Origin of the sequence: Bernardetia sp. MNP-M8 (assembly GCF_037126285.1) — a bacterium.
In the GTDB taxonomy this organism is placed as follows: domain Bacteria; phylum Bacteroidota; class Bacteroidia; order Cytophagales; family Bernardetiaceae; genus Bernardetia.
The window spans coordinates 3,027,267-3,042,476 of the sequence record NZ_CP147012.1 but is presented as its reverse complement, the minus strand read 5'-3'; the positions used below and the strand labels follow the sequence as shown (position 1 = coordinate 3,042,476).

Here is a 15,210-nt window from a genome sequence, read left to right as displayed (position 1 = left end):
ATGAAAAATGTAATTTTTGTACTATTTGTCTTCTTAATTTCTTCTGTATCTCTTTTTGCTCAAGATATAGAAATAGGAAAAGTATTTGATTCGGAAAAAGTTTTATTGAGTGAAAATCAGCTTTTAGAAGGGCAAAATGGAGAACTATTTATGGTCGGAAGAGCATATGTTTTTCTATCAAAAAAAATATATATCAAAAAATTTGATAGAGAATTAAATTTAATTAAAGAAAATGAAGTAAAAATGGAAAGTCAAGGAACTCCTTTTCGCATGATAAGCGTTTTTACTTTTAAAGAAGAAATTTACATTTTAGGTTATCCACAAAAAGGATTAAGTACCTTCAAATTGAACCAAGAAAGTCTAGAATTTGAAGAAGAGCAAATAATTTCAGAAAAAGAAATAGCTGAAGGGGATTTACGAACAGACATGAGCTATAAACTTGCCATTTCTCCAAACAAAACTAAAGTAGCTATTATCTCAGTGAATGAAGGAGAAAGAAAAAATAATCAAGAGTTTGTACTGAGAGTTTTTGAAAAGGGAATGAAGAAAAGCTGGGAGAAAAAAGTGATAGTACCTCATAGAGCAAACCTTTTAGCTGTACATGATACTAAACTAGACAATAATGGAGATTTCTATTTTTTGACAAAAATATATACAAAACCACAACTTACAGATTATCTTCCTTTTGGAACAGAGCAAGATTATTCTTCTAAGTTATTCATATTTAGAAATAAAGGAAATGAGCAAGAAAAATATCCTATTTCTATAAGTGGAGCGTATGTAGGAAGTTCGAAGCTAACTCTCAAATCAGAGGGTAATGTAGCTTGTATAGGGTATTATTTAAAGAAATATAAAAAAGTAAAGAAAACAGTAGGTATTTTCTATAAAGAAATAGGAAAGGAAAAAAAAGGACTTATCAAAAATATACAATCAAATTTTTCAAAAGAAGTTATTGCTAGTTTAGATAAGGTTAGTAAAGCAGGTACAGTAGGTAAAAAAGGAACTGGAAAAGACAACAGTCTTTTTGAAGTCGCTCAGCTACTTATTAGTAAAGACGGCTCTATTGTTGTAGTTGGTGAGAATCAGTATACTGTAACTAAAACCACTACTACAGCCGATGGAAAGACCAATTCAAATACTTATTACGACTTCAAAGATATTGTCGCTACTCATATTACAAAAGAAGGTAGTTTTAAATGGTCTGTACATATTCCAAAAAATCAGAGAGGTAATGTATATTTTTTAGATTTATCTGTTTTAGCTTTTATGAAGGGAAATGAATTAAACCTTATCTATAATGCAGATAAAAAATATTTAGAGAAAGAAAATGCACAATACTATACGAACAGCAAAAACAATATTATTATTCAAACCATAGTTGATGAAAACGGAAAATTCAAAAGCGAAGAAATATTAGAAGATAAGAAAGCACTTAAAGATTTTGTTGTATATCCATTTATGACAGATGCCAATAAAACACAAGTTATTTCTATATTCAAAAAAGCTTGGAAAAAAGACACTTGCCTTTTTCGTATTAAATTAGATTAGTTTTCGATTTTTCATTGACTATTTTTTAAAACTCTATTTCGTACTTGAAAGAAATAGAGTTTTTTTATCCCCAAACCCTTCTCCTTCAAACAATTTAATTTCAAAGAAACACACTTTCAAAAAAATCTTGTAATTTAGGGAAAACTAAAAAATTGCTAAATCTCTCCTAAAACTATATAAGAAAATGAAATCATTTCTACTTTCCCTTTTTATCTATTTTGCTTTTTTAATTCCTGCCTTTTCTCAACTGACTGATGATTTTTCAGATGGAAACTTTACAGCAAATCCTACTTGGACAGGTGCAAACTCTGTCAATGCAACAACTGGTTTTGTAGTAAATGGAAGTAATCGCCTTCAAACAGATATTCCAAGTGGAGGAAGTGGAACTCGTTTCGCCTATTTATCCACTCCAATTACATTAGATTTAGCAACTACAAATTACGAATGGAATTTTGAAGTACAACTCACTTTTTCAAGTCCAAATCCACCAAATACCACAAATAAAGCCAAAATCTATCTTTTTTCTGACCAAAATAATCTCTCCAATTCTCTAAATGGTTATTTCATAGAAATTGCTGACCAAGTAACTCTACAAAAACACGTTGGTACAACAGAAAGCATTTTACCTCTTTCAAACGGAACAGTTACACCTATTTCTAGTCCTGTTAGTGTAAATATTCGTGTTGTTTATATTGCTGATTCGGGTTCAGGTGGCTCTTGGCTCGTTTATGCAAACAATATTTTGCAAGGAGAAGCAACCGAAACAGCTACTTTTGCAGCCAATCATTTTGGCATTTTGTATAATTACTCTGCCAATTCAAGAAGTAATAATTTCATTTTTGATAATGTAACTATTGCGCCCTACATTGATAATACACCTCCAACGATAACAGGTGTTTTTGGTGCTGCGCCAAATCAATTACGAGTTACTTTTGATGAAGCATTAAATTTATCTTCTCTTCAAAATACAGATTTTACAGTTGCAGGTTTTGGAAATCCTACGTCAATCACTGCCGAACCCAATCAAGCACAAAATTTTAGACTTACCTTTGCCAACAACTTCATAGTGGGAACTTCTTATTCATTAAATGTTCAGACAATAGAAGACCGTTTTGGAAATATAATTTTGCCTTCTTCTACGCCTTTTACCTTTGCTGATAATGCTGCACCACTTGGGCAAACTCTTACAGTTTTGAGTCCGACAACTTTACAATTAGATTTTACAGAAGAAGTAACCATAGCTACAGCACAAAATAATGCAAATTATATTCTTGTAGGAAATACCGTATTATCTGCCGTTCGGGACAATAGTGATTTTAAGCGTGTTTATTTGACATTTTCTAGTGAATTTGATGATAATAATCTTCTTATTCTTCAAATTTCAAATATTGCAGACCCAGCAGGAAATACAATGCCAACGCCTCAAAATCTAACTTTTACGTATGACACAAATCGTCCAGATGTATGTTTTTTGGGTTGTGTACAAGCTATTTCTGCAAATCAAATTAGAGTAATTTTTGACGAAGATATAGACCCAATTTCTGCACAAATTTTAGGAAATTATGAAGTTTTAGGAGCTACTGGAAATCCTACTTCTTCTGTTTTGGAAACTTCAAGTACAGTTTTACTCAATTTTTCTTCTGCTTTTACGCCTCAACAAATCTATCAATTACGAATCAGAAACGTAAAAGATTTGCAAAACAATGCAATGACAACAAGGACAAGAGATTTTTCGTATGACCCTCTTTCTCCTTCAGTTGTTTCTGCTGTTCTTTTACCTAACAATCAAATTGAACTTACTTTTTCAGAAATAGTAGAGAGTTCATCAAGCCAAAATACAGCAAATTATTCTCTTGATAATGGAATTGGAAATCCTACAAGTGCCGTTTTATTGTCTTTTGATACAAAGCGAGTACGTCTTACTTTTGGAAGTTCTTTAAATGATTTTGCAAATCTTACTTTATCTGTTCAAAATGTAGATGATTTACAAGGCAATCCGTCGGCTCTTCAAACCTTTGTTTTTAATACACTTCCTCCAAGTATTTCTAAAATAGATGTTCTTTCAAGAACGCAGATTCAAGTCACTTTCTCAGAAAATATAGAGACTTCGACATCTCAAAATACAGCAAATTATAACGTAAATAATGGTATTGGTAATCCGATAGTACTTGCTCCTCTTTCTCCCAATATTATCATTTTAACTTTTCCAAATAACTTTACTATATCAGAAAATTATACCCTAACAGTTCAGAACGTGCAGGATGCGAGTTCTAATGCTATTATTTCAAGTTCAAGAACATTCGTTTATCGCCCTAGAATTACAAATGTTTTGGTTGTTTCACCGACAGTTTTGGAGGTTGATTTTGATTATCCTCCTACTATAGCCGATGCACAAAATGTTGGAAAATATGGCGTTGATAATTCCATATTTGATCCTTCATCAGCACAGATTATTAGTGGAGAACCTAGAAAAGTACGCCTTACTTTTAGCTCTGTTTTTGTTCCAAATACCGATTATACGCTTACAGCAGGTTTTTTCAATCTTCAAAACGAAGAAATTGCGCCAGTTTCTGATCATATTTTCCGTAGAGATACACAACCACCAAGTGTTTTGACTGTTACAGTTTTGAGTAGTAATGAAATTGAATTAACTTTTTCAGAATCGATTGAAGAACAAACAGCCGAAGCCTTAAATCATTATAACCTGACAAGTTTTGGACAGCCGATTGATGCAAACCTAACTTCTCCTACAAAAGTTGAGTTAGAATTTAATTCTGATTTTCAGCCTTCTACAACCTATTCTTTGACTGTAAACTCTGTCCAAGATTTGCTCGGAAATACACTTGTTTCTCAAACCGTTAGTTTTGCTTTACCAACTCCTCCAACTCCAAATTCATTAGTAATTACAGAATTAATGATTGATGAAGACCCACAAGTTGGACTTCCTGCATACGAGTTTATTGAAATTTATAATGCTTCCAATACAACACAACAATTACAAGGAACAAAATTATATGATGGAACAGGTTTTTCTTCTTTTGCTACCTTGGGAAGTTATGATTTGCCAGCAGGTCAATATTTGATTTTGTGTGGAAATTCAGCTTTTAATAGTCTTTCACAGTTTGGAAATACGCTTGCTGTTACGTCTTTTCCTTCGCTTTCCAATACAGGCGAAACGCTGCGTTTGGTAGGTGCAAATAACGTAGAAATTACAAAAATCACCTATTCGTCTGCGTGGTATCAAGATGCACAAAAAGACGACGGAGGTTATACATTAGAAAGAATTGATATAAATTCAGACTGTGAAAGTCCTGCAAATTGGAAGGCTTCAAATGACCCACGAGGAGGAAGCCCAGCAGCTCAAAATTCTGTTTTTGGAACAGTAAACGATACCATTTCCCCAAGTATTACAAGTATTTTTTTAAGAAGAAGTGGAACAACTGATAGTTTGGAAGTTAATTTTTCTGAATCGTTGGATAGTTTAGACTTAGTAAACACAACTTTTTATTCGGTTGATAACGGACTTTCTATTTCAAGAATTGTTTATAAAAATACTCAAAGAGTAGTTTTGTATTTTTCTACTGCCATACAATCAACAGCAATTTATACTTTGACAGTTCAGAATTTAGAAGATTGTGCAGGAAATAGAATTGATAACCAAATTACTTTTGGACAAGGAAGAATGCCAAATCGTTTTGAGCTTTTAATTACTGAAATTATGGCTGACGAAGACCCACAAGTAGGTTTACCAAAAGCAGAATACATAGAGATTTTTAATACGACAAATTCGCCTTTAAATTTAGGAACTGTAAAACTTTCTGATGCAACAGCTACAATTAATTTACCTTCTTATCTTCTTGCGCCAAATAAATATTTAGTCTTGACTTCGACTTCAAAAGTAGATAGTTTAGCTAGTGTTTCGGGTGGTGTTCAGAATGTATTGGGTACAACGAGTTTTCCATCTCTGAATAACACAGGCGAAAAATTAGTTTTGAGAGATTCTGCAAATAGAGAAATTCATAGTGTAGATTTCAAAACTTCTTGGTATGGAGATGCTGCAAAAGCAAACGGTGGATATTCTTTAGAAATGATTGACCCAACTAATTCTTGTGGAGAAATTTCGAATTGGATAGCTTCCAATGACCCACGAGGAGGAACGCCAGCCACTCAAAATTCTGTTTTTGCATCAAATCCTGATACTGAAAAACCTGTTTTATTAACGGTTAGAGTAATTGCAAATACGGCAACTTCGACAGAGCTTTTACTTACTTTTTCTGAAAAATTAGATTCACTTTCTGCCGTAAATGCTGCAAATTATTCTATTACAGGAATTGGAATTGCTACGATTTCTCAACCTACAAATAACGAGATAAAAATAATTACTTCAACTATTTTAAATCCTGCCAACAGCTATACTTTGACTGTTCAAAATGTAAAAGATTGTGCAGGAAACGTAATTTTACCAACTACAAAAACAATCGGAATTGGAAGAATGCCTATTTATGGCGAACTTTTAATTACCGAAATTATGGCAGATGAAGACCCAACAGTAGGATTACCAAAAACTGAATATTTAGAAATTTATAATAAAACAAATGACCTTTTAAACTTAGGAACGGTTCGTCTTTTTGATGCGACAAGTAACATAATTTTGCCACAAGTGGCTATTAGTCCACAAACCTATCTTACTCTTACAACAACTTCAAAAGTAGATTCTTTTTTAGTTAGAAATATAAATGTTTTGGGTGTTCCTTCGATGGTTAGCTTGAATAATGGAGGCGAACTTTTACAACTTCGAAACACAAATGGACAGCTTTTACACGAAGTAAATTATTCAACTTCTTGGTACAGAGATTCGAATAAATCAAATGGAGGTTATTCGCTTGAAATGATTGATATAGATAATTTGTGTGGAGAATCTCAAAATTGGAAAGGTAGCGATGACGCAAGAGGAGGAACGCCAAGTCAAGAAAATTCAGTAGCTGCACCAAATCCAGATAATGAAAAACCTACAATTACGACTGTTTCTTTAGTTGGAAATAATAGAATTTCAGTTATTTATTCTGAAAAAATGGATAGTAGTTCTATCGTGAATCTTTCAAATTATACGCTACAAAATGCAAGTATTGAAAACATAATTTGGCAAACCAATCAACAAGTAGAAATTGAGTTTGCTCCTATTTTACAACCCAATCAAATTGTAATTCTGACGATAAGTAATGTAGAAGATTGTGCAGGAAATATGCTTTCAGAAACTCAAACTTTTGAATTAGGAATTGGTGCAATGCCACTAAAATTTGAAGTTTTGATAACCGAAATAATGTCTGACCCAGACCCAGTTATTGGTTTGCCAAATCGTGAATACATTGAGATTTTTAATAATTCGGATAAGCGATTAGATGTATCAAAACTAACTTTGACAGATGCGACAAATACAATTTCTTTGCCTTCAAAAATTTTGCAACCCAACGAATATTTGACTTTGACGAGTACAACGGCAGCACAAGAATTTCAAAATGCGAATGTTAATGTTTTGGGAGTAACTTCTTTTCCAAGTTTGGGAAATGAAGGCGAGCCATTAATCTTGAAAAACACAAACGGACAGCTTGTTTTTGAAATAAATTATGAAAGTAACTGGCATCAAAACACAGAAAAGAAAAACGGAGGATATTCTTTAGAAATGATTGATACAAATAATCCGTGTGCAGAGCAAAACAATTGGACTTCTTCAAACGACCCACGAGGAGGAACGCCAAGCGCACAAAATTCTGTTTTTGGAGTAAATCCTGATACGCAAAGTCCACAGGTTACGAATTTACAAGTGGTAAATAATCAGACTTTAGTTTTGATTTTTGATGAAAAAGTAGATTCTCTTTCAGCTGTTACGGCTTCAAATTATGTTATTTCGCCTTCTATTATAATTGAAAGTATAGAATTTATTACTTCAAAATCCATTCAAATCAACCTACAAAATGCCATTCAAACAGCTACTTTGTATGAAATTTTGGTAAATGGAATTAAAGATTGTTCGAATAATACGATTTCAAATCTGCGTTTGCCTTTCGGACAGGGAACAAATCCAAAATTTGGAGAACTTTTAATTACTGAAATTATGGCTGACCCTGCGCCAGTTGTTGGGCTTCCGGAAAGTGAGTTTTTAGAACTGACCAATAATACAGACCAAATTTTGAGTATAAATGGAGTTACACTGACAGATGCGACAGGAACTTCTGCACTTCCTATTTTTCAACTTTTGCCTAATGAACGTATTATTTTGTGTCCAACAAGTTCGGTAACAGCTTTTTCAAGGTTTGGAAAGACTATCGGAATGTCTAGTTTTAGAACGCTTGATAATGGTGGCGAGCCTTTGATTTTGAGAAATAATGAAGGAAAACTACTTTTTGAAATAACGTATGATGATGCATGGCATTCCGACAACGACAAAAAAGACGGAGGTTATTCTTTAGAAATGATTGATATGTCTAGTTTTTGCCAAGAGCGAGAAAATTGGACTTCTTCGATTTCTAATTTGGGAGGAACGCCAGCGCAAGTAAATTCTGTAAATGGAACAAGTGGCGATAATGTTGCACCAAAAATAGTGAGAGCAGAAGCTGTAAATGAAACAACGGTACGCATTGTTTTTGATGAAAAACTGGATAGTTTACAAGCCGTTCAGTCAAGAATTTTGATTCAAAATAGTAACATTACGATTACAAATAAAACCCTAGATGCAACTCGTAAAATCTTGACTTTGATGCTTTCAAGTCCGTTGCAACTCAAAACGGTTTATACCTTAGAAGTAGAAGCGATTACAGATTGTGCAGGAAATTTAATTGCTCAAAATACCACGACACAAGTTATTTTGCCAGAAGCTGCCGAAATTGGAGATATTATTTTGAATGAAATTTTGTTTAATCCTCCTACTGACGGAACGGATTTTGTCGAACTTTTCAATAATTCGGATAAGTATATTAATCTTCAAAATTTCAGTTTAGCCAATCTAAATACCGACGGAACAATCCGAACGCAAGAAACCATTTCGGAAGAAGTTTTGATTTTGAAACCCTTCGAATACATTGCTATTTCTACTTCAAACGAACAGCTTTTGAATCAATATCCAAATGGAAACGAAGAAGGATTTTTTGAAGCAAAATTACCAACTTATTCAGATACAGAAGGAACAGTAATTTTGTTTGATAATCAAGATACCGAGCTAGACCGTTTTGCTTACGATGAAGATTTTCATTTAGGTCTTCTGAAAGATGATGAAGGTGTTTCTTTAGAACGCATAGATGCAAATTCGCCGACACAAGACAGAAATAATTGGCATTCGGCTGCTCAAAGTGTAGGTTTCGGAACTCCTGCTTATCAAAACTCACAAAGCAAAGGAAATTCTACGCCAAGTTCTGAGGATTGTTTGAGAGCAGAGCCACAAGTTTTTTCTCCTGACAATGATGGTTTTGAAGATTTTACGCAGATTTTTATAGATTGTGCCGAAATAGGCGACCTTATTACTATCAAAATTTATGATGTGCAAGGTAGAAAAGTACGTGATTTGGTTCAAAATCAATCGGTAGCTTTACAAAACACTTTTATTCGTTGGGACGGAACAGCCGATGATGGTAGAAAAGTGAGAATAGGACATTATATTTTGTTAGTAGAAAAATATAATCTCAATGGTGATGTGCAGTATTTGAAATTGAGAGTGGTGGTTGGGACTAGGTTTTAAATGTATAACAGGCTTCCTAGCCTGTTGAATTAACAAAATTTCTATACGTCAGACTGGGAAGTCCGACATACTAAATTGTATAACAGACTTCCCAGTCTGTTGTATTAAAAAAGCTCCTATTCGTCAGACTAGGAAGTCTGACATACAATGTATCCCAGGCTTCCTAGCCTGTGTAAAAAAATAAACTTATGATAAAAGAATTTTATAAACGTAATTTACCTCATTGGACACCACTAGGATCAATTTTTTTTGTTACTTACTGTTTGGCTGATGCAATACCACAAACTGTATTAGAAAAAATGGCAGAAGATTTTGTAATGGAAGTAGAAAAATTAAAAAAAGAACCAAATTTTACTTCTTCTATGCTTAATGACTTACACAAAAAGCAATTTGCAAGGTTTGATAAGTGTTTGAATAAAGGATATGGAGAACAGCATTTGAAAAAACCTGCAATAGCACAAATTGTAAAAGAGTCATTGCATTATTTTGATGGTACTAGATTAGAATTGATTAGCTATTGCATTATGTCAAATCATGTACATGTGATGTTAAGAGTTTTCGAAAAAGACAAACTAGGCAAACCTATTACCTTATCAAAAGTAATGCACTCTATAAAAAGTTTTAGTTCTAGTGAAATTAATTATAAACTAAAACTTAAAGGTACTTTGTGGTTGGCAGAAAGTTATGACCATTGGGTTAGACATCCAAAATCATGGGGTAGAATAGTAGATTATATCTTAGATAATAGCAGGGTTGATAGAAGATAGAAAAGACTGGAAATGGAGTTATATCAAAGAAGAATATAATGATTTTATGTAATTTTGTTCTATATCAAATATTTTTTAGTCTGTGCAAAATTGTATAACAGACTTCCTAGTCTGTTGAATTGAATAACTCCTATTCGTCAGACTGGGAAGTCTGACATACATTTGCTTTTAGAAAAATACAATCTCAATGGCGATGTGCAGTATTTTAAATTGAAGGTTGTTGTTGGGGCGAGGTTTTAAAAAATTAAAGGTCAAAAAAATAACTTATTCACATTACTTTATGAAAATTTTAATAGATCAAAGGCAAGCATTAAATCTAATACAAGAAAGGTTTATGGAACTCCATAAATTTGATATTGATTTTAAGGTGTGGAAAGCTCACGCAGAAAGTAGCATAAGTTCAATTTTTGGAGATGATAGTAGCCAATATCGTTTATTTCTAACTCAAGTGAGATATTATGATGATATGGATAGTAAAGCTGTTGCAGAGTTGAAAAATGCTGCTAAAAATTATCTTAATTCTTTTACAAAACAAATAAAAGAGTATAGTCAAATTGCTCAAACCAAAGCTAATGAAACTGAGGATTCATACAAGCAAAAATACGACAATTTACAAATAGAACTCACAAAGAAAACAAACATCATAAATACTGTTTTAGCAGAAAAAAAGACTTTAGAAAAAAACCTTACAGGATTGAATCTTGAATTAGAAGAAGCTAAAACAACTATTGAAGAAAAAGATAAAGCACTTACTTTAAAGACAAAAAATAGAGATTTTTATATTTTCAAAAAAGTTTTTTGGTGGCGACTTATAGCGTGGGGAAGAGTTGTTGCTTTGTTGTTTGTTTTTTTATTCTTCATTTCTTATAACAATTATGACATTTTGAAGGAGGTTTTCAAATCAATAAAAGTAGATGATATAAAACCTCCTCCATTTTTCGAAACTTGGCTTGGAAGTGTAGTAACTTTTATAGTAGCTCTTTTAGTAACAGCTTTTCTAAGTAAAGATATTTATGATAAATACTGGAATGAGTCTAATAAAAGTGCTTATATAAAACGTAAAGGAGAAGAATTTGATAAAAACAAAGAAAAATAGATTCATTCTGGCGTTTTTAACCCAAACTATTGTCAGAGTTGTTTCGGATTACCAAAAAACTACTGACAAAGTTTTTTTATTTAACTTTGACAGTCCTTTCAAAAGGCTGTCAATAGTTAGAAATACACACGATATGGAAATACGAGCAACTATTGTCAGAGTTTAATAAACATTACTTCTCCTACCCAAAAAGCCCACCATTATTTTTAGGAAAAAAGATAGATTTTTTAGAATTAGTAGAATGTATAATTCCTCCAGAGCGATTGATAGTATCTTTTAAAAGCAAAATGGATTGTTCCAATTCGGATTCTATTTGGTAGGTTGTAAAGCGCAAGATATTCCAGCCCAAACTACTAATTTCATTGTTCTAAAACTCTATTTTCTAAATTTTTCTGCATACTTATTAGATTTGATGTATCAATTTCAAAATAACATTTTTATTTTTAGATTCAGTTATATTTCTCCTAAATAACGTTACGATGATTTAGATTACCAAAAATCACTAATACAGTTTTTTTGCAAATAAAAATTCAACTATGTTAAAAGAAAGGTATATCACATCTATAACAGAGGAGTTGATGGAACAAGTATTTTCAAAAGTGATGAAAATTAAAAGCACTTTTAAAAAATTACAGACTTTAGAAACAGTATCCTTAATTATCTTCCTTTAAGAAGTTATATTTTTTCTGAATGATAACACTTTCACTATATGGATAGGGAGCTGCCATCATATTTTTATATTCCTTTCTTGGTGTTTTTATAAGTTTATTTACTTCATATATACCGTATTTTAACTCACTTATCCAAATTTCTGGATTAGGCTTTGACGTTTCTATATCTATAACTGCACCCGAATCAGGTAATGCCCAAATGCTTACATTTCTATAATACTTATCAATCCCAATCAAAGGAATTCTAGTTGTATCACTCCAAATTGCTTCTAAGACAGAACTATGGATTTGAATCCATTCTCCACTACGAGCAGATTTTATAGAAAATTGATAACGATAAGTAGTGTCATTTATCATTGAATCAGAAACTAAAGAAAGTAAAGGAGCTTCAAAATTAAATGAAGAATCTAATTCTATAATTTTGCTTTCTTGTAGAAAATTCCAGTTTCCACTTAGATTTTTTGTTCTTTTTGGAAAAAGACCTTTTGGAATAGAATCAAAAGCAGCCGAATCACTAAAAAATTGCTTTGTAAATTCATCACTTTCTTCATCATAAGAAATCCAAGTTTGTTTATTTTCATCTAGATTGTAGAGATAAAAAATACTATTCGGTTTTGGTTTTTCTTGTGTGAAATTAGCTTCTAAAGCTCCCCAAAATAAAATTCCTATTCCCACCATCATACAAAATAAAGAAAGCGACCAACGCCAACTTTGAGTCAGAAGTTGCATTACAGGAACTAAAAGTCCTCCTAAAAGAGCAATAATTAAAGCCATTAGGGCGAAACCATATAAAACAAAACCTCCCACATTTACAGCTTCTAGGGCTTCTGGAACGATAGCCAAAACAGGATAGAATATATAAATTGTAGGGATAGAAAGAAGTAACAAAAGAATTGTATCAAATGGATTAAGATACTTAGCATTATTACGCAACAGTAAATAAAACCAAGCGACAAGCATAGATAAAGTAGGAAGAACAAAAAGATAAGCAGCAGGGCGCAAATCCATTCCTATCCAATCTTGACCAAAAACAGTCAGGGCACTCAATCCAATCCAAAAAGGAAGAACACCCAAAAGAACAGATGCAGGTTTTTTGCTTCTAAAAAATATTGAGTAAGCAAGTAAAGAAACACCTACAAAGATAAGAGCAAAAGCAATTTGATACCAAAAAGCAAAATAAGTAGTGCCATAAGGCATCCAAGTGTAAGCAGAATGTGTCATCAAAATTCCTTTCCAAAGAAGTGTCGCAAGTCCTCCAATAGCTAAAACGATAATTAAATAACCAAACAAGCTACCTGCAACCAATTTCCAAGACCAATAACGCAACCCAGAAAGAAATAGCAGAACAAAAAAGATAATCATTCCATAAATTGTCCATTCTAAGTATTCTTGGTTAATATCCATAACTAAAATATTACCAAATGGAATTCCTAAAAACGTAACATTTTCATCAGACGTAATTTGAGTTTTGAGGTTTTCTAAGTCACCAAAATAACGAATAAGTGAAAGCATATAATCGCCATGTTGTTGTAATGAGCGTTTATCTAAGTTTTCAGGTCGGTCTAATGGAGTGTGATAATGTGTATGTGTTCCTATAAAGGCAAAGTTTAGGAAGGGAATATCATTTTCTCCAAAAACACTTGCATCTGTTCCGTTGGGCATATTTTGATAAACAATATTTGCAAAGGAAGTTCCGAAGGCTCTTAGTTTTCCTGTTTTTTTAGCTTTTTTGAAAGCTGTTTGTGTATGATGAAGAAGATTTTGATTTTTGTCAGATGTTTCAAAAAGAATTGACATTCCTCCTGCTCCTCGTGCTTCAAAATTAAAAGCGACTCCAATTTCTTTTGCCCAAGGGTGTTGCTCCATAAATGCCTGCGCTCCTAGAAGGTCTATTTCTTCGCCATCAGAAAAGAGAAAAATTATATCATTTTCGAAAGGTTGGTTAGTTACTTGTGTTTTGAGCATATCCATTATTTCCAAAATTGCTCCTACGGCTGCTCCATCATCTGCTGCTCCTGCTGCATTGCTACGTGAATCATAATGACAAGCTATCAAAATCGTATTTTTTGGTGTTGCTACATCTACCAAATTAATTGTAGAATCTGCTGTAGTGGAATCTAACAATATAGAATCTGATAAAACAGTATTTTCTATTTGGTCAATAGAATTTTTGCCTTTTACTCGCACTAAAATATTCTCTAAAAAAGCTATTTGAGGTGTTTTTCCATCATTAATAAAACTAGTCGATTGTACCTCAGTCTGATAACCCATTGCTCTAGCCTGAGAAACAATGTAATTGCGAACACTATCATGGGCTGCCGAACCTGTTGGATGAGGTGTTTTGGCTATCCTTTGTACATACGTAAAAGCTCTATCAGCCGAAAAATTTACATCTGTATTTTGTGGTGCAACAGGAATGATTTGAACAGCCGAAATAATAAGAACGGCAGTAAGAACACAAAAAGTAATGAAGGTAGAAACCGATTTCATAGAGGATAATTACGAATTAGAAATTACGAACTGAAAGACAACGCAGTTAATTACGAATGTAATTCACTAAATACTAGCAACTTACAATTTAAAACTATTTGCTGTGATAAAATTATTATCTTAGGTAAAAAAGATAGTTGAAATAACTTTAATACACTAAATGTATTCATTTTTTGTACGAATTAAAAATTATTCTTTGTTGTATCGTTTTTTATTCTATTTCTTCGTAATCAAAAGGCTTTAATTCTTGTCCTTCTTTTGGTAATGTTCTATATTTTTTGGTTATCACTTTTGGGTTTCTGCCTAAGGTTTTAACAATCATTTTAAACTCAAAATTTTTATTTTTATCGATAAAACCATTTTTTGCGCTTTTAGGAAAAGAAAAGTATCCAAATGTATGCCTATCAAAATCGTTTATAAATATTCCTATTTTATTTACTTCAACTATTTTTAATTCTGTTTTAGGATAACTACCACATTGTGTCCCAAACTTATACGCTTCTCTTTGTATTCCATTTCTAAAAGTCTGAAGAAAAATTTTATTATATAATTTTCTACTTAGTTCTGACTTAACATATAACTCTTTATTCGCAACTAATTTTGTATTTCGAAGAGGATGCATTTTTTCAAAAATAGAATCTACTTTTGTAAAAGATTTACTCATATCTAAAAATTTTAGATTTTCAGAATTATTAAATTTATCTAAATCTTTCTGTAAACTTTCTACGTAAGCTAGTAGCTCTAAATCTCTTTCATCTAAAGAAAGTAAATCTGCTAACTCTGTTCGTTCTCACCATTTATTAGATAAATCATAAAAATCTTGATTCAATTTATCTATTTTTTGAGACGAATGTATATACTCATCCGTAATTAGATTTCAAAAATATCTAAATTTTGATTATTTTTAGC

At 32.2% G+C, this 15,210-nt stretch carries 6 protein-coding genes; 4 read left to right on the top strand and 2 right to left on the bottom strand.

The features are described 5' to 3' along the window. The 4 genes from V9L04_RS12445 to V9L04_RS12430 all read left to right on the top strand — a co-directional run bounded on the left by V9L04_RS12445 (nucleotide 1) and on the right by V9L04_RS12430 (nucleotide 11,140). Nucleotides 1-1,548, top strand: a complete 1,548-nt coding sequence (locus V9L04_RS12445; RefSeq protein WP_338790138.1) for a hypothetical protein — start codon at nucleotides 1-3, stop codon at nucleotides 1,546-1,548. Between the two features lie 184 nt (nucleotides 1,549-1,732). Beyond that, on the top strand, nucleotides 1,733-9,277 hold the full coding sequence (locus V9L04_RS12440; RefSeq protein WP_338790137.1) for a lamin tail domain-containing protein: 7,545 nt from the start codon (nucleotides 1,733-1,735) through the stop codon (nucleotides 9,275-9,277). Between the two features lie 188 nt (nucleotides 9,278-9,465). Then, on the top strand, nucleotides 9,466-10,044 hold the full coding sequence (locus tag V9L04_RS12435; RefSeq protein WP_338790136.1) for a transposase: 579 nt from the start codon (nucleotides 9,466-9,468) through the stop codon (nucleotides 10,042-10,044). Between the two features lie 334 nt (nucleotides 10,045-10,378). Next, nucleotides 10,379-11,140, top strand: coding sequence for a hypothetical protein (locus tag V9L04_RS12430; RefSeq protein ID WP_338790135.1), 762 nt, complete (start codon nucleotides 10,379-10,381; stop codon nucleotides 11,138-11,140). 653 nt (nucleotides 11,141-11,793) lie between these two features. On the opposite strand, the gene V9L04_RS12425 is transcribed toward V9L04_RS12430, so the two are convergent. Continuing rightward, nucleotides 11,794-14,301: a M28 family peptidase gene (locus tag V9L04_RS12425; RefSeq protein WP_338790134.1), complete on the bottom strand. Its 2,508-nt coding sequence runs from the start codon at nucleotides 14,299-14,301 to the stop codon at nucleotides 11,794-11,796. Between the two features lie 211 nt (nucleotides 14,302-14,512). After that, on the bottom strand, nucleotides 14,513-14,965 hold the full coding sequence (locus V9L04_RS12420) for a hypothetical protein (protein ID WP_338790133.1): 453 nt from the start codon (nucleotides 14,963-14,965) through the stop codon (nucleotides 14,513-14,515). Nucleotides 14,966-15,210 lie beyond the last annotated feature (245 nt).

Coding starts and splice junctions, on each gene's coding strand:
- V9L04_RS12425 (WP_338790134.1), bottom strand. CDS start 14,301: ATGAAATCGGTTTCTACCTTCATTACTTTTTGTGTTCTTACTGCCGTT.
- V9L04_RS12435 (WP_338790136.1), top strand. CDS start 9,466: ATGATAAAAGAATTTTATAAACGTAATTTACCTCATTGGACACCACTA.
- V9L04_RS12440 (WP_338790137.1), top strand. CDS start 1,733: ATGAAATCATTTCTACTTTCCCTTTTTATCTATTTTGCTTTTTTAATT.
- V9L04_RS12420 (WP_338790133.1), bottom strand. CDS start 14,965: ATGAGTAAATCTTTTACAAAAGTAGATTCTATTTTTGAAAAAATGCAT.
- V9L04_RS12430 (WP_338790135.1), top strand. CDS start 10,379: ATGGAACTCCATAAATTTGATATTGATTTTAAGGTGTGGAAAGCTCAC.
- V9L04_RS12445 (WP_338790138.1), top strand. CDS start 1: ATGAAAAATGTAATTTTTGTACTATTTGTCTTCTTAATTTCTTCTGTA.